This window comes from Streptomyces sp. NPDC000075 (assembly GCF_040301925.1).
In the GTDB taxonomy this organism is placed as follows: Bacteria; Actinomycetota; Actinomycetes; order Streptomycetales; family Streptomycetaceae; genus Streptomyces; species Streptomyces polychromogenes.
Genome location: NZ_JBEPFL010000039.1, coordinates 58,196 through 78,814, shown reverse-complemented (window position 1 = coordinate 78,814; position 20,619 = coordinate 58,196). Strand labels below are relative to the sequence as shown.

The following is a 20,619-nucleotide window of genomic DNA, read 5'->3' as shown; positions in this document are numbered from 1 at the left end:
CCCGTGGGGCTGGCCCCCGCCGCACCCGAAACAGTGTTCGTAGTGCGCACCGAGGAGCTCTCCGGGTGCCGGCCCCTCGGCCGGTGGCGGCGGACACACGCTAGGTGCGGGCGGGGGTGGGGTCGGCCTCGTTCAGTTCGGCGATCAGGGCGTTGCGGCCGACCAGCATCTCCGTGAGGATCCGCCGTGCGGCGCGCAGGAGTTCGGCGACGTCGCCGCCGGCGAGGGCGTACGTGACGGTCGACCCCTCGCGGGTGGAGACGACGATGCCCGAGCGGCGCAGCACGCCGAGCTGTTGCGACAGGTTGGACGCCTCGACGTCGATCTCGGCCAGGAGGTCCCGTACCGGCATCGGGCCGTCCTGGAGGAGCTCCAGCACACGGATGCGGACCGGGTGGCCGAGCATCCGGAAGAACTCGGCCTTGGCCTGGTACAGCGGGACCTGCATTCCCACGACGCTCCTGTTCTCCCTCGAACCGGCTCCGGCTCGGGTGGGGATCACCACCCCACCCATCGTCGCGTCCTGCCGGCCCACGCGGAACCGATGTTGACCTGTTTCACATGTTCCGAGTTGAAGACTTCTTCAACTCATGGGCGTGCGTGGGCCCGACGGACGTTGCGGTCAGACCTCCAGATCGCCTTCGATGCGGCTGAGCTGGTACCGGGCCATGGCCAGGTTCGACTTGTTGCGGTCGAGGACCAGGTAGAGGAACAGGCCGCCGCCGGAGCGGCCGCGCCGGATCCGGATCAGGTGGTACTGGCTGCCGAGGGTGATCAGCAGGTCCTCGATCTCGTCCTGGATGCCGAGCATCTCCATCGTGCGCATCTTGGCCCTGATGACGTCGGTGTTCCCGGCCGCGGCCACCATCAGGTCCAGGTCCTTGCTGCCGCCGAGCGTGCCCAGCGCCATCCCGCTGGCGTAGTCGACCAGCGCCACGCCCAGCGCCCCCTCGATCGAGGTCATCGCTTCCTTCAGTGACACTTCCACATTGGCCATGGCTGTCCTCCGTCGCTGTCAGATGCCGGGCGCGGCCCGGATCTTGGGTGCTTCTCGTGCCGGGACGCTACCGACCGCGCGGCGCCGAACGGCAGGATCCAGAGAATTGGCGTGATATCGCTCCCTCACGGGGCGTTCGCCGCCGGCTCCCGCAGCCGGGCCGCCGCCGTGCGCCAGGCCTCGGTGACGGCGGCGTGCGCCTGGAGGGTGCGCTCGGCGGTGTCCCCGGTCAGCTCCAGCGGGCGTCCGACGTGGATGTGCAGCCCGGGCCGCCTCAGCGGGGCGGTGACGACCCCCGCCACCTGCTTGGCGACGCCGCCGGAGGTGAGGCGCCGGGCACCGGCCTGGCCCACGGGGACGACGGGCGCCCCGGTGCGCGCGACGAGCCGGGCGAGCCCGCTGCGGAAGGGCAGGGGCGCGGCTTCGGCGGCGTCGCGGCGGGCGGGGATGCCGCCTTCGGCGTACATGAGGACCGAGCGGCCCGCCGCCAGGGCCGACGCGGCGTGGTCGAGGGCCTCGGCGGCCCGCCGGTCCCCCCGGTGGACGGGGATGTGGCCCTCGCGGACGAGCAGGCGCCCCAGGACGGGGGCGCGCCAGAGGCCGGCGGCGGCCATCACGACGGGCTCGACACCGCAGCGGCGCAGGGCGGCGAGGACCACGGCGGGGTCGGCGAGCGAGGTGTGGTTGGCGACGAGGACGCTGCCGGGCGGCACGTGCGCGTCGGGGGCGGTGGTGACACGGACGCGTCCGAAGACGGGGACCAGGAGGTGGGCGAGACGGCTGAGCACGGTGTTCTTCCCCGTTCGTGACGGCTACCGCGTCGACCGGGTCGACGGCGCGGACCGTCCCAGCGTGGCCGGTGCCGTGCCCGCCCCGCCTGAGTCCTCCTACTCAGAACGGCCGGTCGCCCTACTCGGCCGGAAACCGGAGCGACCCCGCCCGGGGCCTCCCCCTCAGGCGGGGTCCTCGTCCTCAGGCGGGGTCCTCGTCCCCGGTCCGCTGCGCCCGGGCCCGCTTGGCGACGACGGCGGCCGCCGCGGCCGCGCTCGCGCCGAAGGCCAGTCCGAGCATCCACCGCTGGTCGAAGGTGTGGCCGGTGGCGTGGTCGAGGGAGTACCGGCCCGCGCCGGCCAGGCCGATCGCGGCCGCGGTGAACCCGAGGAACGCCGGGTACTCGAATCCGCCGGCCTGGGCGAAGAACCCGGCCGGGGCGTGCACGGACACCGCGCCCGCCATGGCGCCCGCCGCCGCGGCGCCGGCGGCCGGGGTGGCCAGGCCCAGGACCAGCAGCGCCCCGCCGCCCGTCTCGCCGAGTCCGGCTGCCAGGGCGCTCTGCCGGCCGGGGGTGAATCCCATGTGCTCCATCGCCGCCGCGGTCTTGTCCAGGCCTCCGCCCCCGAACCAGCCGAACAGCTTCTGCGTGCCGTGCGCCATGAGGACGGCCCCGGTTCCGGCACGGAGGGCCAGCAGTGCGAGGTCACGTCGGTTGATGCGGCTCATCGGAGTCTCCCTGGGGGTGCGCGCGGATACCGGGAACATCCGTATCCCGTCCGGGCGACGACGCCCCACGCCCCGGGATTCGTCCGCCGAACGGGCGAGCCCCGGTGGCGGATCCCGACGGCTGCGGGCGAGGGATGGCCGGAATTACGTGGCCATGTCACCAATCGGTGACGGCGTCGTCCTGGAACGAAGACGCCGGGGGCCCAGGGCCCGCGGCTCCCCCATAGTGATCATGTGGGCACCACGGAGCCGACCGCTCCGGACCCCACCGCTTCGTCACGGACCACCGACCGCCGACCACCGACCACCGACCACCGACCTGCAAGGGGCTCCGCTCATGTCCGGCAACCGCCGCAAGGCCTTCCTCGTCTCCGCCGCTCTCCTCGGCGGCGCCGTGCTGTTGACGGCGTGCCAGGACTCCGGCGCGGCCACGGACACCGGCGCGCGGGGCGGAGCCTCCACCGCCCCGTCCCCCTCCGCGCCGGCGGGCGGCAAGCAGGCCGACGGGAAGGGGTCCGCCGCGCCGGGCAAGCCGTCCGCGGGCACGGCGGGCTCCGGCGCCGACACCGGCAGCGGCGGACGCAAGCCGGTCGGGCAGAGCTGCGGCGCCGGCGACATCGCCTGGAGCGCCAGGTCCGAGAGCCAGGCGGGCGGATACATCCTGATCACCGCGAAGGCCAAGCCCGGTATCACCTGCTATCTCCCGCCCGCGCTGCCGACCGTGGCCTTCGGCTCCGACGGCACCCAGGCCGGCCCGGCGGAGCAGGCCGCGGGCAAGCAGATCCAGCTGAGCGGGAACACCGCCGCCTACGCCGGGGTGAACCCGAAGACCACGAAGGGGAACGGCGGCAAGGAGCTGGACAGCATCATCGTCGCCGTCGGCGACTCCGACCCGGACCCGGTGTCCCTCCAGGTCGGCACCATCACGGTCGACCACCCGGTGGTCACCCACTGGCGCACCCGCCCGGAGGACGCCGTCCCGGCGAGGTGAGCGGCCCCTCACGGGGTCCGCAGCGCCGAGCGGCGCCGGTCCCAGGCCGTGCGGATGTGCGCGGCGAGCCGGTCCTCCAGCAGGAGGGTCGCCGCGCAGCCGAAGGCGACGTCCGGCTCCAGTTCCGGCTCGTCGGCGAGCAGACCGCCGATGACCTCGTGGCGCACGACCTGCTCGTGGACCGCGTCGGCCTCCACGTGCTCGGCGTAGAAGTGCTCGGCCGCGGGGCCCGCACCGCACCGGCGCATGGCCCTGGCCAGGCGCCGGGATCCGGGGGACGAGGTCACCTCCACGCAGGCGAAGTGCCCGACCAGGGCCCCGCGCAGGGAGCGGTGGAGGCCCAGGAGCGACATCAGGTTGACGGTGGCGAGCAGCGGGGCCGGGGCCCGGTCCAGGTAGTACCCGTACGAGGTGTCCAGGCCGAGGTCGGCCATGAGGGCGGCGAAGAGGCGGGCGTGGATCCGGTCGGGGTGGCCGGCGCCGAACTCGTCGTACTCGATGGCGACCATCGCGGCCTTGGCCCGGCCGTGCAGCCGCGGGATCACCCAGGCGTGCGGGTCGGCCTCCTTGAGGTGGTAGAGGGAGCGCAGGGCCGCGTACTCGCGCAGCTGCCACAGCTCGCCCTCGGTCTCCAGGCGGTGGCTGAGGCTCCCGCCCAGGTCCACCGGTTCGACGAGGAGCGGCGCGAAGGCGTCCGCCACCGTCCGCGGGGCGCCCGCCGTGGCGGTGCGCAGGGCGCCGAGGAAACGCTCCTCCAGGACGGCGCGCAGCCGCAGCAGGGCGGGATCCCATTCGAGGGCGTCGCCGACCCCCTCGAAACCCCGGTAGTGGAGTTCGTAGAGCAGGTAGAGGGCCAGCTGTACGTCCTCGCCCCACGGGTCGGCCCCGGGCGCCGCCGCGGCCGGCCCGGCCGGGTCCGGTCCACCGCGCAGGGCGTCCACCACGGCGCGGGACAACGGTCCGCGCCCCTCGACGAGTACGGGGCCGGGCGCGGCCCCCGCCGGCGTCCAGCCGTTCCGGGCGCGGGCGCTCACGGCGCGCCCCCGTCCGCGTGTCCCTCCCGGCCACCGGGGCCGGGCGTCCCGGTGGTGCGCTCGCGGGCGCGGTGGCTGGTGTCGCACCAGGGGTACGTGCGGCTGCGGCGGCAGGTGCACACGGCGACCGTGAACCGGTCCGACCGGGCGGTCGTCCCGTCGTCCAGGGTGACCTCGACCGGCCCCTCGACCAGGACCGGGCCGCCGCGCTCCACGGACACCCGCCGCGGCCGGGGGCCGCCGGGCTCAGGCGTAACGGGCACGGACCACCACCAGCTCCTCCTGCTCGTCCCCGTCCCCCGCCAGCCCCGCCTCCCGCAGCCACGCCCGGCGGGAACGCAGCACCGGCCCCCAGGGGACGCGGATGCGTTCGGTGACGTGGGCGGACAGCCCCTGCCGGGCCAGGAGGGCCACGGTCTCGTGCGCCCCGCACAGCCCGGAGTGGACCATCAGGAGGACGCCTCCGGGGCGCAGCAGGGCCGGGGCGGCCGTACAGATGCGGTCGATGACGGCGCGCCCGGCGGGGCCGGCCTCCCAGGCGCGCCGGGCCCCGCCGGTGGGCAGCACGGCGTCGGGGCCGGGGACGTAGGGCGGGTTGGCCAGCACCAGGTCGAATCGGCTCCCCCGGGTCCGGGCCGCGAAGTCGCCGTGCAGGACGCGCAGCCGCAGGCGCCGGCGCCATCCGTTGAGCCGGGCGGCGAGGACCGCGGGCCACGCCACGTCCACGGCGGTGACCTGGGCACCCCTGGCCGCCGCCCGCAGGGCGAGCACACCGGTGCCCGTCCCGATCTCGACGACCCGCGCGCCGGGCCACAGGGGCTCCCGGGCGAGGGCACCGGCGAGCAGCCGGGTGTCCGCCTGGGGACGGTAGACGCCCGGCAGCGCGATCAGGCGCGGCTCGGGGTCGGGAAGTGGAGTGATCATGGCCCGCGCCTACCCGCGATCGGGCCCTTTGCACATCGGCGGCGCTGCCTGACGGTGACGCTGCCCGTCGGTGGCGGGCTTTCCGCCCGTCCGGGCCTCAGGTCCGGTCACGGGTCTCGTCGACCACCGGGAGGGCGGCGGTGCGGCGGCGGCGCAGGACGCTGCTGTAGACACCGAGTCCGAGCAGCCCCGCGACCATCATGATCACGCCCACCACGTCCAGGTTGACGCCGTCCATGTGCCAGTCGCTCGCGAAGGTGAGGATGGCCCCCACCACGATCAGGGTGATGCAACCGCCTATACCGCGCATGGGTGTTGCCTCCTCGTCGGACGTCGTGATCCGTGACCGCGCGGTTACCCGGGCCCCCGGGGGTGAAACGGCGGACGGGAAAACCCCGGGGCTCCGGGGGCTCCGGGTGCGCGCCCGGCCGTCCTGCGGCGCATGGCGCGCGCTGCAGGGGGCAGGGGCGGCCTGTGGAGACCTCATGCGCGGGTCCCGGCGGGAAGGAGCGGTCATGGCGGCAGCGCCCGGCGGCGGAACCGGGGCGCCGCGCGCGAACCTGGCGGGGAGCACGCACGCGGCGGCGGGGAGCACGCACGCGGCGACGGCCGCGGCCGCGCGGTGCGGGCTGGCCACGCGCGGGGTGCTGTACGTGGTGGTGGGCGTGCTGGCCCTGCGGATCGCGTTCGGCCGGGCCGACAAGGCGGCCGACCGCACGGGTGCGCTCGCCGAGCTCGCCGGTCACCCGTTCGGACGGGTGCTGGTGTGGGCCGTCGGTATCGGTCTGGCGGCGATGGCGCTGTGGCGGCTCTCGGAGGCCGTCTTCGGCGCGGCCGGACCCGACGGGCGCAAGCTCGGGAAACGGTTCGCTTCCGGCGCCCGTGCCGCTTTCTACACGGTGACGGCCTTCTCCGCCCTCTCCTTCGCCGCGGGCCGGGGCGGCGGGTCCTCGGGGGACGCGCAGTCGCGGGACGTGACGGCCCGGGTGCTGGCGGTCCCGGCCGGCCAGTGGCTCGTGGGGGCGGCGGGGATCGCCGTCGCGGTCGGCGGGGTGGTCGTCGCGGTGGGCGCGGCCCGGCTCACCTTCCGCGAGGAGATGGACACCGCCCGCCTCTCCCGGGGTGCCCGCCTCGTGGTGGACGCGCTCGGCGTCGTGGGCGGGGTGGCGCGGGGAGCCGTGTTCACCGCCGCCGGCACGTTCCTGGTCTACGCGGCCGTGTCCTACGACCCCGGCAAGGCCAAGGGCCTGGACGACACCCTCCGCTCGTTCGCCCGGACCCCGGCCGGGCCGTGGCTGCTGGTCGCGGTCGCGTCGGGGCTGCTGCTCTTCGGCCTCTTCTCCTGGGCGACGGCCGTCTGGCGCCGCGTATAGGGGCGGCCGGAAAACCGGCACCGGCTTTCCCCCGCACCCGGGAGCGGGATTCCCCTTTCCCTCCTTTCCTCTGCCACATCGCCCGGTCATGCGTGTTATCGCGTCTTCGAAGCCCACGGTGCGCGACCATTACGGACGCCGATACGGATCGAACGTGGCGGACCGGCGGCAGCGTGCAGACGGAAAGACCGAGACAGGAAGAAGGTCGTACGTGTCCGGTAGCGAAAGCGAGAACCCGGTAATCCCTTCCCCGGCCCCGACGGCGACTCCGCCCAGGACGAACCGGGACTGGTGGCCGAATCAGCTGGACCTCCAGGTACTCCATCAGAATTCCCCCCTGGCCGATCCGATGGGCGAGGACTTCTCCTACGCGAAGGAGTTCAAGACCCTCGACGTCGACGCGCTGAAGCGGGACGTGTTCGAGGTGATGACCACGTCACAGGAGTGGTGGCCGGCCGACTACGGCCACTACGGGCCGCTCTTCATCCGGATGAGCTGGCATTCCGCGGGTACCTACCGGATCGCCGACGGCCGTGGCGGTGGCGGGGCGGGAGCGCAGCGATTCGCCCCCCTGAACAGCTGGCCGGACAATGCGAGCCTCGACAAGGCGCGCCGGCTCCTGTGGCCGGTGAAGAAGAAGTACGGCCGGAAGATCTCCTGGGCCGATCTGCTCGTCTTCGCCGGTAACTGCGCCCTGGAATCCATGGGGTTCAAGACGTTCGGATTCGGTTTCGGCCGAGAGGACATCTGGGAGCCGGACGAGGTTTTCTGGGGGCCGGAGGACACCTGGCTCGGGGACGAGCGCTACATCGGCGACAGACAACTCACCGGTCCTTTCGGAGCGGTCCAGATGGGCCTCATCTACGTGAATCCGGAAGGCCCCAACGGCAACCCCGACCCGCTGGCCGCCGCCCGCGACATCCGGGAGACGTTCGGGCGCATGGCGATGGACGACACGGAGACCGTCGCGCTCATCGCCGGGGGCCACACGTTCGGCAAGTGCCACGGCGCGGTGGACCCCGAGTACATCGGTCCGGAACCCGAGGCCGCGCCCCTGGAGCAGCAGGGCCTCGGCTGGCGGAACACCGTCGGCACGGGGGCCGGCGTGCACACGCTCACCAGCGGGCTCGAAGGCGCGTGGACCACCGATCCCACGCGCTGGGACAACGGCTACCTGGACAACCTGTTCAGGTACGACTGGGAGCTGACGACGAGCCCGGCCGGGGCGCGGCAGTGGACGCCGAAGGATCCCGCCGCCCAGGGCACCGTGCCCGACGCGCACGACCCGTCGAAGCGCCATGCCCCGATGATGCTGACGACGGACCTGGCGCTCCGGCTGGACCCGGTCTACGAGCCGATCGCCCGCCGGTTCCGGGAGAACCCGCAGGAGCTGGCCGACGCCTTCGCCAAGGCCTGGTACAAACTCCTGCACCGCGACATGGGACCCGTCACCCGCTACCTCGGCCCCTGGGTCCCCGAGCCGCAGCTGTGGCAGGACCCGGTCCCCCCGGTGGACCACGACCTGGTCTCCGACGCCGATGTCGCCGCCCTCAAGGAGACGGTCCTCGCCTCGGGCCTGTCCGTGCCCGAGCTGGTGTCCACGGCCTGGGCGTCGGCGTCGAGCTTCCGCGGCACCGACAAGCGCGGCGGGGCCAACGGGGCGCGGATCCGGCTCGCGCCGCAGCGCGGGTGGGAGGTCAACGACACCCCCGAGGTGGGGAGGGTGCTGGAGACCCTGGAGGGCATCCGGGAGGAGTTCAACCGCTCGCGGTCGGACGGTACGAGGATCTCCCTCGCCGACCTGATCGTCCTCGGCGGGTGCGCGGCCGTCGAGCGGGCGGCGCGGGACGCCGGCCATGACGTGAAGGTCCCGTTCACCCCCGGGCGCACGGACGCCTCGCAGGAGAGCACCGACGTCGAGTCGTTCGCGGTGCTTGAGCCGAACGCGGACGGGTTCCGCAACTACCTGCGGGCCGGTCAGAAGCCGGCGCCCGAGACGCTGCTGCTGGACCGGGCCAACCTGCTGACGCTGACGGCGCCGGAGATGACCGTCCTGGTCGGCGGCATGCGCGCCCTGGACGCCAACTTCAAGCAGTCCCGGCACGGTGTCCTCACGGACCGGCCCGGGACCCTGACCCCGGACTTCTTCGTCAACCTGCTCGACATGGGGACGGAGTGGAAGGCCTCCGCCTCGGTCGAGGGCGAGTTCGAGGGCCGGGACCGGGCGACGGGCGAGGTCCGGTGGACCGCCACCGCCGTCGACCTGGTCTTCGGCTCCCACTCCCAGCTCCGGGCCTTGGCGGAGGTCTACGGCTGCGACGACGCACGGGCCAAGTTCGTACGGGACTTCGTGGCGGCGTGGACCAAGGTCATGAACCTGGACCGGTTCGACCTGGCCTGATCCACCGGGACAGCGGCTAGGGCTTCGGGGCCGTCTTCCACTCCTGGACCAGGAGTCCGAGCAGCACCTCGTCCAGGAACTCGCCCATGACCCAGGCGGAGGAGCGCAGCACCCCCTCGCGGACGAATCCGTTGCGCTCGGCGGCGCGCAGCATCGCGGTGTTGTCCGCCAGCGTCTCGATCTGGAGCCGCTGGAAGCCGAGCACGGTGAACCCGTAGTGGCACAGCACCGCCACCACGTCGGTTCCGTAGCCCTTGCCGCGCGCCGCGGGCAGCAGGCCCAGCCCGATGTGCGCGGACCGGTTGTGCGTGTCGATGCCCCACAGCGTCGCGGACCCGATGAGCGTGCCGCCCTCCAGCTCCACCGCGGAGAACGACACGCTCCGCTGGTCCTTGCCGTCCTCCACGACGAGCCTCGGGTCCTTGGACCCGGGGGTGATCGGCCGCCACGGCCCGGCCTCGGACCGCGAGGCGTTGACCACGTCGTCGAAGAGCTCGGTCCGCAGAATCGGGATGTCGTCGTCGTAACGGGCCCTGAGCCCGACCTTGTCGCCTCTCAGCATGGGGATGTCCTACCGGGCGGGGCCGGCCGGGGGCAATCGATTATCGGGGCGGCCGGAGGGCGGAGGGCGCGGCCCGGAGGAGGGAGCAGCTACTTGACCGGAGATCTGGTTAGGCACCATATTGGATACGTGATCCAGAACTCCGAGACCGCACCGGTCGCCCCCACCCTTGAGCAGGCGCGACGCCAGATCGACCGCTACGGACTCACCGCCGACCCGCAAGCGGTGCTCGTCGCGGCGCGGTTGATGGCCGCCGGCGCACGGGTGGGACAGGCGGGGGAGGTGCACTTCGGGCGGTTCGGGCTGTCCACCGGGCGGTACCGGCTGCTGGCCGACCTGGAGGACCACGGGGGCGAGAAGTCACCCTCGCAGCTCGCGGCGAGCCTCGGCGTCTCCCGGGCGACCGTGACCGGGCTGGTCGACGGCCTGGCACGGGAGGGACTGGTGGCGCGGCGGCCGTCCGCCGAGGATGGGCGGGGCAACGTGGTGATCCTCACCGCTCGCGGCGCCGACAAGCTGCGCGACCTCGCGCCCGAGCACTTCGCGCGGATGCAGGCACTGGTCGGCGGGCTCACCACCGAGGAACGCACCACCTTCCTCGACCTGCTGGGCCGGGTGGTCGCGGGCATCGACGCACTGACCGAGGACTGAACCCGGATGCGGACGGGCGGGCCGGCACTTCCAGGCCCGCCCTTTTTTCCGGGCATGTGCTTCGGCCCCTAAGCACCTATCGGCGGCGAGGTGGCACGTCGAGCCGGTGTCGTGCCCTTCGGGTCGCTCTCATGAGCTGGCGGCCTACGCCATGCCCGCCATCCCGGGGCAGCCGGAGCTGGTGGCCCCCGCGTTCACCTCCCTCGGCGGCACCTCCACCCTGGTCGCCGCCCTCCTCGGCGCCGCGCTACGGCGCCGTCCCGTCCGCGCCCCGCCCCCGGACCCCCCGTCCCTGCGGGCCGCCTTCCGTGGCGCGCGACCCCCTCACCGGCCCACGCGCCTACAGACACCAGGAACTCACCTCACTTCCGGGCGAGTTGCTCGGCTGGCCTGGCCGGGATTGCCGCCGTGGCCGGCCGCCCACGTGGTGGAGGTCCGGCGGCTCGCGGTGGTCCGCGAGGAGACCCCGGACGAGGCCGCCTTCCGGCGCCCCCTGCCGCCGGACGGCTCCCGCGGAGCGGGCCCGTGTTGACCTTCAGGTTGGTCGAAGGCCAATGATGGCGCGGTGCCGAATTCCGAACTGATGCCCATCGGGGTCTTCGCCCGACGCTGCGGCCTGACCTCCAGCGCCCTGCGCTTCTACGCGGACTCCGGGCTGCTCCCGCCCGCCGAGGTCGACCCGGTGTCGGGCTACCGCTACTACGGAGCCGACCAGGTGGAGCGGGCGGCCACGCTGCGCCGGCTCCGTGAGATCGCCATGCCGCTCGCCGCCGTCGAGGCGGTCCTCGCCGCCGGGGCCGAGGAGGCGGCACGGCTGATCGACGAGCACGTCGCGCGGGTCGTCGGGGACGCGGCGGCGGTCCTGCGCGAGGCCGCCGTCATCAAATCCGCGCTGACGGGCGCTCCCGGTCTGCCGATCGCGACGCTGAAGGGTCCCGTACTGGCCGACGCGGTCGAGCAGGTCCTGACCGCGACGGCGCACGAGCCGGGGATGCCGGTGCTCGCGGGCGTCCACGTCGAGGCGGGCCGGGAGGCGCTCACCCTCACCGCGACCGACCGCTACCGGCTCGCCACCCGCACCCTGGTGCCGGACCGGCCGCCGGCGCGGACCTGGGCCGGCACGGTCGACGGCGACGACCTGCGGGCGGCGGCGTCCGCGATCCGGCGCGGCGCGCTGGTCCGCGTCGAAGCCCTGCCCCACGGTATCCGGCTCACCGCCGCCGGGCGACAGGAGCGCCACTGCCGCCTGCTGACCGAGGAGTTCCCCGACCACCGGCTGGCGCTCGCCTCGCTGGGCGGGGTCACCACCCGTGCGACGGTCGCGAAGGGGCCGCTGCTGCGCGCCCTGGAGGAGCAGCCCGGCGAACGCGTCGCCCTGTACGTCGCCGACCGGGCGGTACGCGTACGACCGCTGGACGGCGGGCACCCCGGCATCGCGGTACCGGCCGCCACCACGGGCGAGCCCCTGCGGATCGGGTTCGAGCTGACCACGCTCCACCCCGCCGTGAGCACCGCGATCGGCCCCGACCTGATGCTCGACCTCTGGGGCCGCGACCAGCCGGTGACGATCCGTTCCGCCGACCGCGGGGACCTCACCACCCTGGCCATGCCCGTCGCATCCGATTGAGTCCGATTGAGGAGGATCCGTCATGACCACCCCACCCCCGTACTCCGACCCGGTGATGGAAGCCATCGGCCGGGCCGTCGCGGAAGGCCACGGCGGTGACCCCGCCGCCGCCCGCCGGGCGCTGCTGGACCTGTGGGAGCGCACCGGTGTCACCGGCGACCCGCTGCACCGCTGCTCCCTCGCCCACTACCTGGCGGACCTCCACGAGGACCCCGCCGAGGCCCTGGCCTGGGACGTCCGGGCGCTGGACGCGGCCGACGCCGTCACCGGGGCACGTGTCCGGGAGCACCACGCCGGCCTGCGCGTCGCCGGGTTCTACCCGTCCCTCCACCTCAACCTCGCCGACGACTACCGCCGCCTCGGCTCCTTCGGGGCCGCCGCCCGGCACATCGACGCGGCCAGGGCGCACTCCCCCGCCCTCGGGCAGGACCCCTACGGCGACCTGATCCGCCGTGCGGTCGAGGAGGTCGCCGGCGCTATCGCCCGCCGGGACCGCACACCCCGGGCCTCGGCGCCCGGCCCGGCCGCGTGAGGTGACTCCCGCCGGCGGCGCCGTGCCGAAGGGCCCTCAGACCGGCCGCCGGGCCCGGGCCCCGGGCAGCGCGGCGGCCGCGAACAGCAGGGCGGCGCACAGGAAGGCGCCCGCCGTGACGAAGGCCACCGGCGTGGCCGTGGCGGTGACGATGCCCTCCGCGTCGGCGGTGTCGTCGTTCGCGGCCAGGACCAGCGCACCCGCCACCGCCAGCCCGACCGCCCCGCCGAGCTGGCGGAGCGTCTGGCGCAGCACGGAGGCGTCGGCCCGCTTGTCCTCCGGTACCGCGCGCATCAGTTCGGCGCTCAGCGCCGGTACGGGCATCCCCATCCCGATACCGGCGAGGAGCATCCCGGGAACCTGCCCGGAGTACTCCCGCGCCGGCAGGGCCGCCGTCCAGAGCGCCGCGCCGAGCACGGCGGCCGCCAGCCCGAGCAGTACGGGGACCCGGACCGACCGGTGGCGGTCCAGCAGGTACCCGGAGAGGAACGTGCCCGTCGTCAGGGCGCCGACCATGGGCAGCAGGCAGAAGCCGGTGGCCAGGGGCGGCAGGTGCATGGCCTGGCGCAGGAACAGCGTCCCGTGCACCAGCACGATCAGCTGCGGGCCCTGCACCAGGAAGGTGAGCGCGGTCGCCACGGTGTACGGGCGGATCCGCAGCAGCCGCAGGTCCACCAGCGGCTCCCGGGAGCGCAGGACGAGCCGCACCGCCAGGATCAGCGCCAGCACGGCGGCCGTCAGGGCGGCGGGGGTCCTGGGGTCGCCGAAGCCCCAGACGCCGCACTGGTAGAGCGCGAGGACGAGCGCGGCCACGGACGGGATGACCACGAGGGGCTGGAGCACGCCGACCGGCCGGCCACGGGGCTCGTCGTCAATCCGGGCGCCGGCGGCCAGCCACAGGGCCGCGGCGGCGACGGGCACGCCGGCCGGGAAGACGGAACGCCATCCGAGGTACTGGGTCAGCACCGCCCCGGCCACGGGGCCGAGGGCGAAGAAGACCTGGGCCAGCCCCGCGTACACCGCCAGGGCCCGGCCGCGCTCGTGCTCCGCGTACAGGTTCGTGATCACGGTCGTGGCGACCGGGATCATCAGTCCGGCCCCGGCCCCCTGGACGGCCCTCATCAGCAGGAGGAAGGGCGCGGCCGCCTCCCCCGGCGGGGTCAGCCCGCAGGCACCGGAGGCGACGGCGAAGACCACGATGCCGCACCGGAAGGTGGCGAGGAGGCCGAAGCGGCGGGCCGCCGTCCCGCCGACCGGCGCGCACGCGGACAGGGCGAGGACGTAGACGAGGACCACGCGGTGCATCACCCACGTCGTCAGGCCCAGGCCGCGTGCCATCGGGTCGAGGGCGACCGCGACGACGGTCTGGTCGAGCATGATCATGCCCCCGGCGCAGCCCATCGCCGTGAGCGCGTACCGCCTGCGGCGTTCGTCGGACCGGCCCGGGCCGGCGGCTTCCGGCATGGGCACCCCGGGGTCTGGGACAGCATGGGCCGTACGGGCGCGCCGCCCCGTGCACCGAGCCTGCCCCGGCGGTCCGCGCGGGGCTCATGCTGCCACGTGCGGTGCCGACGGGACGTCATTGAGCCGCGCGGGCCGCGCGGGCCGCGCGGTGGCGGCGAGGGGCCCGGGGCTCAGCCGGTGAGGGTGAGGACCACCTCGTCGATCTCCTCGCCGCGCGCGTTCGCGTAGCCCCGCTCGTGGCCGGTGACCGTGAACCCGCACGCGTCCAGGACCCGGAGGGAGCCGACGTTGTCCGCGGCCGCCTGGGCGTGCAGCGGGCGGTCCGGGACGGCGGCGAGCAGGGCGCGCAGCGCGGCGGTCGCCGCCCCGCGACCCCAGTACTCGCGCCCGATCCAGTACGTGACCTCGCGCTCGCCGGGCGGGCCGAAGACCCCGATGTGCCCGAGGACCTCGCCCCGCGTGCCCACGACGGTGCGGGTGAGGACCGCGGGGTCGTGGCGCAGGCGGGCCCAGTGGGCGTCGAACCGGGCGCGGTCCGAGGGGTCCTCGGCGGTGAACGCCGCCATCCGGATCCCCTCGGGATCGGTCGTCTGCCGGTAGAAGACCGCGAGGTCGCTCTCGCGTACCTCGCGCAGTGTGACGTCCATCGGTACCTCCGGGTGCGGGGTCGGCAGGGGGCGGGCGTCCGGCCGCGTCCTTCGGATCAGGCCGGAACGTCGACCAGCCGGGCCACCGCGTCGACCACCGCCGCGCGGTGCGCGGTGCGGCGGTCCTCGGCGGCGGGGTCACCGGCGGAGGTGGTGTACCAGGCCTGCGCCAGGCCGAGGATCAGGGTGAGCAGGTCGGCCGGGTCGTGCGCGGGGTCGACGTATCCCTCGCGCTGGGCGGCCGCCAGCGAGGCGGTCTTGCGGGCGTACGCCTCCTCCTCCAGCGCGGTGGCCTCGGGCCGTTCCAGCCGCTTCCACATCACCAGGCGCATGAGCCGGGGGTCGGCCGTCAGGTGGTCGAAGATCGCGCCGGCGTAGCGGGGCAGGTTCCCGGCGTCGAAGGGGACGGATTCCGCGCCCTGCTCCACGGCCTGGAGGATCACCTGGTCGAACAGCTGCTCCTTGTTGCCGAAGTAGACGTAGATCATCCGCTTGTTCGCCCCGGCCGTGTCGGCGATGCGGTCGACCCGGGCGCCGGCGATACCGTACGCGGCGAACTCGTCGAAGGCCGCGGCGAGGATGCGGGCCTTCGTTGCGCTGGAATCACGTGCCATGCCCCCGAGGCTAGCAAGTAACTATCCGGTTATTGACAAGCCGGACACCGTGCCCGCAGGATGTAGGTAACCAGTTAGTTATTTCCCTTCCCCCAGGAGAACACCATGGAACTGCGCGCACTCGGCTCCCAGGGTCTGCGGGTCGGCGCCGAAGGCCTCGGCTGCATGGGCATGAGCGCCTTCTACGGCGCCACCGACGAGGCCGAGTCCCTGGCCGCCATCGACCGGGCCCTGGAGCTGGGCGTCACCCTGCTCGACACCGCCGAGGGCTACGGCCCCTTCGTCAACGAGCGGCTGGTCGGCAAGGCCGTCGCCGGCCGCCGCGACGAGGTCGTCATCGCCACCAAGACGGGCATCGAGATCGACGACGACGGCACCGTCCACGGGCACAACGGCCGCCGCGAGTACATCCACCGCGCCGCCGACCGCTCGCTGCGCAACCTGGGCACCGACCACATCGACCTGTACTACCTGCACCGCGTCGACCCGGACGTGCCCGTCGAGGAGAGCATCGGCGCCATGGCCGAGCTGGTCACCGCGGGCAAGGTCCGCCACCTCGGCCTCAGCGAGGCCGCCGCGGCCACCATCCGGCGCGCCCACGCCGTCCACCCCCTGACGGCCGTGCAGACCGAGTACTCGCTCTTCGAACGGGGCCTGGAGGACAACGGCGTACGGGCCGTCCTCGACGAACTCGGCATCGGCCTGGTCGCCTACTCCCCGCTGGGCCGCGGCTTCCTGTCCGGCGCCATCACCAGCCCGGACGACTTCGCCGCCGACGACTTCCGCCGGACCGACCCCCGGTTCCAGGGCGAGAACTTCTCCCGCAACCTCGCCGTCGTCGACGCCGTCCGGCGCCTCGCGGACGCCAAGTCGGTCACCCCGTCCCAGCTGGCCCTCGCCTGGGTGCTGCGCACCGGCGCGGTACCGATCCCGGGCACGAAGCGGCGCCGCTACCTGGAGGAGAACGTCGCCGCCACCGGTGTGACCATCACCGACGAGGAGCTCGCCGCCATCGAGGCGGTGGCCCCGCGCGGCGTGGCCTCCGGCGAGCGCTACGCCCCGGAGTACATGAGCAACCTCAACGGCTGACGGGCCGTCCGGACGCCACCACCGCCCCTCCCGTCCCCTCCCGCCCCTCCCGTCCCCGCGAACGGCCCTGTCAGTGGCGGGTGGCAGCATGGCGGCATGACTCGCGACGCTCTCGACACGCTGTTCTCCTCCCCCGCCGCCCTGCTCGCCGCAGGGCCCGAGGCCGGCCGGGACCTGCCCGCCACGGGCGGCGGAGCGGGCCGCGAGGCCTGGGCGCAGGCCGTAGCGGTCCTGGGCGAAGCCGAGGTGTCCCGGGCGGAGTTCGCCTCGTGGCTGCACTTCGGGGCGACGGTCCTGGGCCACGAGGCCTACGCGCGGCTGGTCGCCGAGGCCGAGCCGGACATGCCGTGGCGGACGGTCTGGGCCTGGTGGCGGCCGGTCGGCGCCTACCGGGCCAAGCCGAACCTGAGCGGGGACGCCGACGTCGCGGTCCACCAGGCGCCGGACGGCCGCCTCCTGTTGCGGGTGTGGTCGCAGTGGACCCCGGAGCACTGGCGCGATCCGGCCACCGGCGAACGCGTACCCGCTCCCGCCGAGGGCGAGTTCACCGAGCGGCCGTACGACGCCCCCGTCGAGGGGTTCGTCCTCTTCGACCCCGACGGTGAGGATCAGGGCCTCCACGCGCCCGACACCTGGGAGGAGCCCATACCCCTGGGCGGAGGCCGCGTCCTGTTCTCCGAACCGCGCGGGATCGTGGTCCTGGAGCACAACGGCGCGGCGGCGGAAGGGCCGTGGGACGCCGAGGCCGTCTCCTGGGGAGAGGCCGCCCCGTGGTTCGCCGGGCCGGCCCCCGCCGAGGCCCCGCTCGACGCCGCCCGCCTGGAGGAGGCGTTCGACGCCGACGGGATGGTGGTGCTGACGCCCGGTCAGCTGCCCGCCGCCCTCGCCCACGCCCCCACGCGGGAGCTGGCCGTGACGGCGGGGCTGCCGACCTGGTTCGCCGCCGGGGTCGCCACCTTCACCCTGGCCTGGGCCGGGGGGAAGGGACAGGGGCTGGAGCCCGACGAGAACGGCCTGCTCCACCTGGGCACCCTGGACCTGGCCTACGGCGACACCGGCCGGGTGCTGGTCCACCCGGAGACGGGCGCGGTGTCGCTGGTCCGCAACGGCGGCGCCCCGTTCCCGCTCGCCCGGGACACCGAGACGTTCGTACGGGTGCTGGAGGCCCAGTACCGCTTCATGGGCGCCTGCTGGAACGGGCACCCCGGTGAGGACGGCGAGGGGGACTTCCTCCGCGAGGTCGCCGCCCTCGAACCGCTCACGGTGGACGAGCGAACCCCCGCGGCGGACGTCTGGGGGCACCTGTTCGCCGCCATCACCGAGCTCAGCCCCTGGGGGTTCTGAGGATCAGTGCGTCAGGACGCGGGCGTCCCGGTCGCTCTTGTAGGGGGCGAAGCCGGCGTTGTCCTTGCAGCCGAGCTGCTGCCAGGTCTTGTCGTTGGTCACCGGGTCCGTCCCCGTCAGGCGGTACTTGCAGGCGCCCTTGATGAACTTCCCCTGCACCCCGCCGGGGAAGTCGATCTCCTTGTTCCACAGGTACGGCGACTGGTAGTCGTTCACGCGGGCCGTGGCGTTCACGTCGATGCCCCCGGGCGCGTAGATCTCGTACACCCAGCCGGTCTTCTCCTCCCCGTACGTCGCGAACCGCTTGGCCACCGACTGGTCGCAGCTGGTGCTGAGATGGGCGCTGAGCTGGCCGCCTCCCTTGACGATGTACTCGGCGAGGGGGATCAGCTGGTCGCCGCGCGGGGTGAAGCCGGTGCGGAAGATCTCCTCGACGTTCTCCCTGGTGTCCCCGCGCCACAGGGTGTTGACGTCGTCGCGCCACTGCCAGCGCTCGCCCGACGCGGTGGACGCGACCGTGGGGGCGATCCGCGGGTTCGTGGTGGTGCGCCACCAGTCCCAGGCCCGGTACTCGACGACCGGGCCGCAGGGCGCGCTGGAGTCGTCGGCCGCCGCCGGCACCGCCGCGAGGGCGGCCGGGGTCAGGGCGGCGGAGAGGAGGAAGGTGGTGGCGAGCACCCGCAGAGCGGCGTTCAGCATGGTGTGAGTACCCATCAGTCGAGGCGTCGGGGTGGAGGACATCCCGTTTATAGAGGGGTCCTCGGACGCCGGGACCGAGGTGCGGCGGCCGGTCCACCCGTGCGGGTGGATCAGTCGTACCGGGAAAAGGATTCACCGGGCACGGACCGCGTCCGGCGCGGGCAGGCCCTCTGGCGGGCCGGCGGGCGGGTCGGGCACCATCACGGTGCTCCACCCGCACGGGCACGGCCCACCCCATACGGTCACCCAGCAGGAGGCTTCCGTCGTGAAGACCCGATCCGTCCTCACCGCTCTCTTCCTCGTCCTCGCCGCGCTGTTCGCACCGGGCTTCGGAGTCCTGACCGGCACGCACCAGGCCCAGGCGGCGACCAAGATCACCCATGCGACGGCGACCTCGATGTTCCGCCAGGCCGGGATCGGATGGTCGTCCTCGGGCAACTGCTCGGACCGCAACAACGCGAGCTGCACCTCCTTCGAGCAGCTCAACCTCGCCACCGCCCAGGGCGCCCAGACCCTCAAGAGCGCCAGCGGCTGCGGCCTCACCATCACGGGCGGCACCGAGACCGGGCACGCGAGCGGCACGTACTCGCACTGGAACGGCTACAAGCTCGACTACGCGAAGGCCACCTGCCTGACGAACTACGTCAAGGGCACGTTCTCCTACATCGGCGTGCGCGGCGACGGCGCCCCCATGTGGCAGTCGGGCTCGGGCAACGTCTACGCGGACGAGGGCAACCACTGGGACGTCCTCTACTACAACTGCGGAGGCTGCTGAGCCCTCGGGGCGAGGCGGGCGGGCGAGGCGGGCCAGGCACGGCCGGCGCGGCCTTAGGGCCCGGCCAGCCAGTCCGTGTACCAGGCGCGGAACCCCGGGCTCAGCGGTACGAAGCCGCCCCAGTCCGGATCGATCTCCCAGACCTCGCCGGCGTACGGGCCGTTCAGGACCAGCCGGACGAAGACGCCGCAGCCCCGTTCGGCCAGCATGAGCGTGCCCGCCGTGAGGACCTCGGGCCGGACCGTGAGCCGGCCGGGCCGGGGCCCGGTGAGGGGGAAGGGCGCGGAGAGCCGGCCCGGCAGCCGGTCCTCCTCCCATTCGCCGTCCACCGCCCACTCCTCGCCGGCCTCCGGCCGGGGGACGGTCAGGGGCATCAGCCCGTGCGCCGGGCCGGCCGGGCCGTCGCCCACCTCCGCGACGAAGGACCGGTAGTCCGCCGGCAAAGCGATCCCGTGGCGCTCCTCGAAGGCCCTGATCCGCGCCTCGGGCAGCGGGGGCGCCAGCACGTACCGGTGCGTGTCCGCCCCGAAGCGCTCCCGCCCCGGGTCCCGTGCGGCCATCTCCCCGATCCGCGCGCGGATCCCGTCCCCGTCCCAGTTCCCCATCCGGTGACCGTAACAGCGGCGCGGCTTGACCTTGACACGGTGGCAAGGGTTTCGCTGTGCGCCGAGGAGGTGGTCCCGGTGATCACGCGTGATGGGGAAACGGGCCCGGTGCGGGCCCTGCGGGGGCTGGAGGACGGCAGCGCCCAGGTGCGGCTGCGGGCGGCGCTGGAGGTGGGGACGGCCGCGGATCCCCGCTGCGTCGACGTGCTGGTCGAGCGGTGCGCGGTCGAACCCGAGTTCTTCGTACGGGACATGCTGACCTGGGCGCTGGCCCGGTACCCGGCCGCGGTGACGGTTCCGAAGCTGGTGGCCGCGCTGGGTTCGGACCGGGCCCAGGCCCGCAGCCAGGCACTGCACACGCTGTCCAAGATCGGGGATCCGGGCGCCTGGCCGGCGATCACCCGGGAGCTGCTGACCGACGCCGACGACGCGGTGGCGCGCAGCGCCTGGCGGGCGGCGGTCGTGCTGGTGCCCGAGGAGGGGCGGAAGGGGCTGGCCGAGGTGCTGGCCACGCAGCTCGGACGCGGCGGCCTGGAGACGCGGCTGAGCCTCAGCCGGGCGTTCGTCGCGCTGGGCGAGGCGGCGGCGCCGGTGCTGCGCGCCGCGGCGACAGGGGCGCCGGAGACAGGGGCGGCGGCGACAGGGGCGGCGGCGACAGCGGCGGCGGCGACAGGGGCGGCCGCCGGGGCCCGTGAGCACGCCCTCGCCACCGAACGGCTGGTGCGCGACCCGGACACGGGGTTCGAGTACGCCCTGTGGGAGGCGAAGCGGATCATGGTCGGAGGGTGAG

At 74.1% G+C, this 20,619-nt stretch carries 24 protein-coding genes and 1 pseudogene; 10 read left to right on the top strand and 15 right to left on the bottom strand.

The window, feature by feature from the left end; all coding sequences use genetic code 11:
* From ABT403_RS32970 to ABT403_RS32950, 5 genes and pseudogenes are all read right to left on the bottom strand, one after another.
* Window positions 1-99: pseudogene (locus ABT403_RS32970) on the bottom strand (PaaI family thioesterase); the annotation flags it as partial.
* A gap of 1 nt (window position 100) precedes the next feature.
* Entirely contained in the window at window positions 101-448 is a 348-nt protein-coding gene (locus tag ABT403_RS32965; RefSeq protein ID WP_344158984.1) for an ArsR/SmtB family transcription factor, read from the bottom strand.
* Between the two features lie 174 nt (window positions 449-622).
* Window positions 623-997: a hypothetical protein gene (locus tag ABT403_RS32960; protein WP_344158395.1), complete on the bottom strand. Its 375-nt coding sequence runs from the start codon at window positions 995-997 to the stop codon at window positions 623-625.
* Window positions 998-1,122: 125 nt separating this feature from the next.
* The gene (locus ABT403_RS32955) at window positions 1,123-1,785 is read right to left on the bottom strand and encodes a lysophospholipid acyltransferase family protein (protein WP_344158393.1); all 663 of its coding nucleotides are present in this window, start codon (window positions 1,783-1,785) and stop codon (window positions 1,123-1,125) included.
* Window positions 1,786-1,969: 184 nt separating this feature from the next.
* Window positions 1,970-2,497 carry a DoxX family protein gene (locus tag ABT403_RS32950; protein WP_344158391.1) on the bottom strand — a complete coding sequence of 176 codons (528 nt, stop codon included), beginning with the start codon at window positions 2,495-2,497 and terminating at the stop codon, window positions 1,970-1,972.
* Between the two features lie 337 nt (window positions 2,498-2,834).
* On the opposite strand from ABT403_RS32950, the gene ABT403_RS32945 reads away from it, so the two are divergent.
* Window positions 2,835-3,488, top strand: coding sequence for a DUF4232 domain-containing protein (locus tag ABT403_RS32945; protein ID WP_344158389.1), 654 nt, complete (start codon window positions 2,835-2,837; stop codon window positions 3,486-3,488).
* A gap of 8 nt (window positions 3,489-3,496) precedes the next feature.
* Here ABT403_RS32945 and ABT403_RS32940 read toward each other — a convergent pair whose 3' ends face one another.
* The 4 genes from ABT403_RS32940 to ABT403_RS32925 all read right to left on the bottom strand — a co-directional run bounded on the left by ABT403_RS32940 (window position 3,497) and on the right by ABT403_RS32925 (window position 5,756).
* Window positions 3,497-4,522, bottom strand: coding sequence for an iron-containing redox enzyme family protein (locus tag ABT403_RS32940; RefSeq protein ID WP_425580181.1), 1,026 nt, complete (start codon window positions 4,520-4,522; stop codon window positions 3,497-3,499).
* Window positions 4,519-4,785: a CDGSH iron-sulfur domain-containing protein gene (locus ABT403_RS32935; protein ID WP_344158387.1), complete on the bottom strand. Its 267-nt coding sequence runs from the start codon at window positions 4,783-4,785 to the stop codon at window positions 4,519-4,521. Before ABT403_RS32935 ends, ABT403_RS32940 begins: the two co-directional genes overlap by 4 nt.
* Complete coding sequence (locus ABT403_RS32930) at window positions 4,769-5,446, bottom strand: HemK2/MTQ2 family protein methyltransferase (protein WP_344158385.1); 678 nt, start codon at window positions 5,444-5,446, stop codon at window positions 4,769-4,771. The genes ABT403_RS32935 and ABT403_RS32930 overlap by 17 nt, the downstream gene beginning before the upstream one ends.
* 97 nt (window positions 5,447-5,543) lie before the next feature.
* Window positions 5,544-5,756, bottom strand: coding sequence for a hypothetical protein (locus tag ABT403_RS32925; protein WP_344158383.1), 213 nt, complete (start codon window positions 5,754-5,756; stop codon window positions 5,544-5,546).
* Window positions 5,757-5,961: 205 nt separating this feature from the next.
* On the opposite strand from ABT403_RS32925, the gene ABT403_RS32920 reads away from it, so the two are divergent.
* Window positions 5,962-6,819 (top strand): DUF1206 domain-containing protein, encoded by an 858-nt coding sequence (locus tag ABT403_RS32920; protein WP_344158381.1) that lies wholly within the window; start codon window positions 5,962-5,964, stop codon window positions 6,817-6,819.
* Between the two features lie 211 nt (window positions 6,820-7,030).
* A complete protein-coding gene (gene katG, locus ABT403_RS32915; protein WP_425580180.1) occupies window positions 7,031-9,220 on the top strand; it encodes a catalase/peroxidase HPI in 2,190 nt (729 codons plus the stop codon).
* Window positions 9,221-9,236: 16 nt separating this feature from the next.
* Here the strand turns inward: katG and ABT403_RS32910 are convergent, their stop codons facing one another.
* Complete coding sequence (locus tag ABT403_RS32910) at window positions 9,237-9,782, bottom strand: GNAT family N-acetyltransferase (RefSeq protein ID WP_344158379.1); 546 nt, start codon at window positions 9,780-9,782, stop codon at window positions 9,237-9,239.
* Between the two features lie 129 nt (window positions 9,783-9,911).
* Between ABT403_RS32910 and ABT403_RS32905 the strand changes: the two genes are divergently transcribed.
* The 3 genes from ABT403_RS32905 to ABT403_RS32895 all read left to right on the top strand — a co-directional run bounded on the left by ABT403_RS32905 (window position 9,912) and on the right by ABT403_RS32895 (window position 12,592).
* The gene (locus ABT403_RS32905; protein ID WP_425580179.1) at window positions 9,912-10,433 is read left to right on the top strand and encodes a MarR family winged helix-turn-helix transcriptional regulator; all 522 of its coding nucleotides are present in this window, start codon (window positions 9,912-9,914) and stop codon (window positions 10,431-10,433) included.
* 565 nt (window positions 10,434-10,998) lie between these two features.
* Entirely contained in the window at window positions 10,999-12,060 is a 1,062-nt protein-coding gene (locus ABT403_RS32900) for a DNA polymerase III subunit beta family protein (RefSeq protein WP_344158377.1), read from the top strand.
* A 22-nt stretch (window positions 12,061-12,082) separates the two neighbouring features.
* Window positions 12,083-12,592: a hypothetical protein gene (locus tag ABT403_RS32895; protein WP_344158375.1), complete on the top strand. Its 510-nt coding sequence runs from the start codon at window positions 12,083-12,085 to the stop codon at window positions 12,590-12,592.
* Between the two features lie 36 nt (window positions 12,593-12,628).
* On the opposite strand, the gene ABT403_RS32890 is transcribed toward ABT403_RS32895, so the two are convergent.
* From ABT403_RS32890 to ABT403_RS32880, 3 genes are all read right to left on the bottom strand, one after another.
* Entirely contained in the window at window positions 12,629-14,056 is a 1,428-nt protein-coding gene (locus tag ABT403_RS32890) for an MFS transporter (RefSeq protein WP_344158373.1), read from the bottom strand.
* Between the two features lie 170 nt (window positions 14,057-14,226).
* A complete protein-coding gene (locus ABT403_RS32885) occupies window positions 14,227-14,703 on the bottom strand; it encodes a GNAT family N-acetyltransferase (RefSeq protein WP_344158371.1) in 477 nt (158 codons plus the stop codon).
* Between the two features lie 56 nt (window positions 14,704-14,759).
* Window positions 14,760-15,317 (bottom strand): TetR/AcrR family transcriptional regulator, encoded by a 558-nt coding sequence (locus tag ABT403_RS32880; protein ID WP_344158369.1) that lies wholly within the window; start codon window positions 15,315-15,317, stop codon window positions 14,760-14,762.
* Between the two features lie 105 nt (window positions 15,318-15,422).
* Here ABT403_RS32880 and ABT403_RS32875 point away from each other — a divergent pair, with 105 nt between their 5' ends.
* The gene (locus tag ABT403_RS32875) at window positions 15,423-16,406 is read left to right on the top strand and encodes an aldo/keto reductase (protein ID WP_344158367.1); all 984 of its coding nucleotides are present in this window, start codon (window positions 15,423-15,425) and stop codon (window positions 16,404-16,406) included.
* Window positions 16,407-16,502: 96 nt separating this feature from the next.
* The gene (locus ABT403_RS32870) at window positions 16,503-17,750 is read left to right on the top strand and encodes an SUKH-4 family immunity protein (protein WP_344158365.1); all 1,248 of its coding nucleotides are present in this window, start codon (window positions 16,503-16,505) and stop codon (window positions 17,748-17,750) included.
* A gap of 3 nt (window positions 17,751-17,753) precedes the next feature.
* On the opposite strand, the gene ABT403_RS32865 is transcribed toward ABT403_RS32870, so the two are convergent.
* On the bottom strand, window positions 17,754-18,464 hold the full coding sequence (locus ABT403_RS32865) for a scabin-related ADP-ribosyltransferase (protein ID WP_344158363.1): 711 nt from the start codon (window positions 18,462-18,464) through the stop codon (window positions 17,754-17,756).
* A gap of 250 nt (window positions 18,465-18,714) precedes the next feature.
* On the opposite strand from ABT403_RS32865, the gene ABT403_RS32860 reads away from it, so the two are divergent.
* A complete protein-coding gene (locus ABT403_RS32860; RefSeq protein WP_344158361.1) occupies window positions 18,715-19,224 on the top strand; it encodes a hypothetical protein in 510 nt (169 codons plus the stop codon).
* A 53-nt stretch (window positions 19,225-19,277) separates the two neighbouring features.
* Here the strand turns inward: ABT403_RS32860 and ABT403_RS32855 are convergent, their stop codons facing one another.
* A complete protein-coding gene (locus ABT403_RS32855; protein WP_344158359.1) occupies window positions 19,278-19,829 on the bottom strand; it encodes an SMI1/KNR4 family protein in 552 nt (183 codons plus the stop codon).
* Window positions 19,830-19,898: 69 nt separating this feature from the next.
* On the opposite strand from ABT403_RS32855, the gene ABT403_RS32850 reads away from it, so the two are divergent.
* The gene (locus ABT403_RS32850; RefSeq protein WP_344158976.1) at window positions 19,899-20,618 is read left to right on the top strand and encodes a HEAT repeat domain-containing protein; all 720 of its coding nucleotides are present in this window, start codon (window positions 19,899-19,901) and stop codon (window positions 20,616-20,618) included.
* Window position 20,619: the final 1 nt, after the last annotated feature.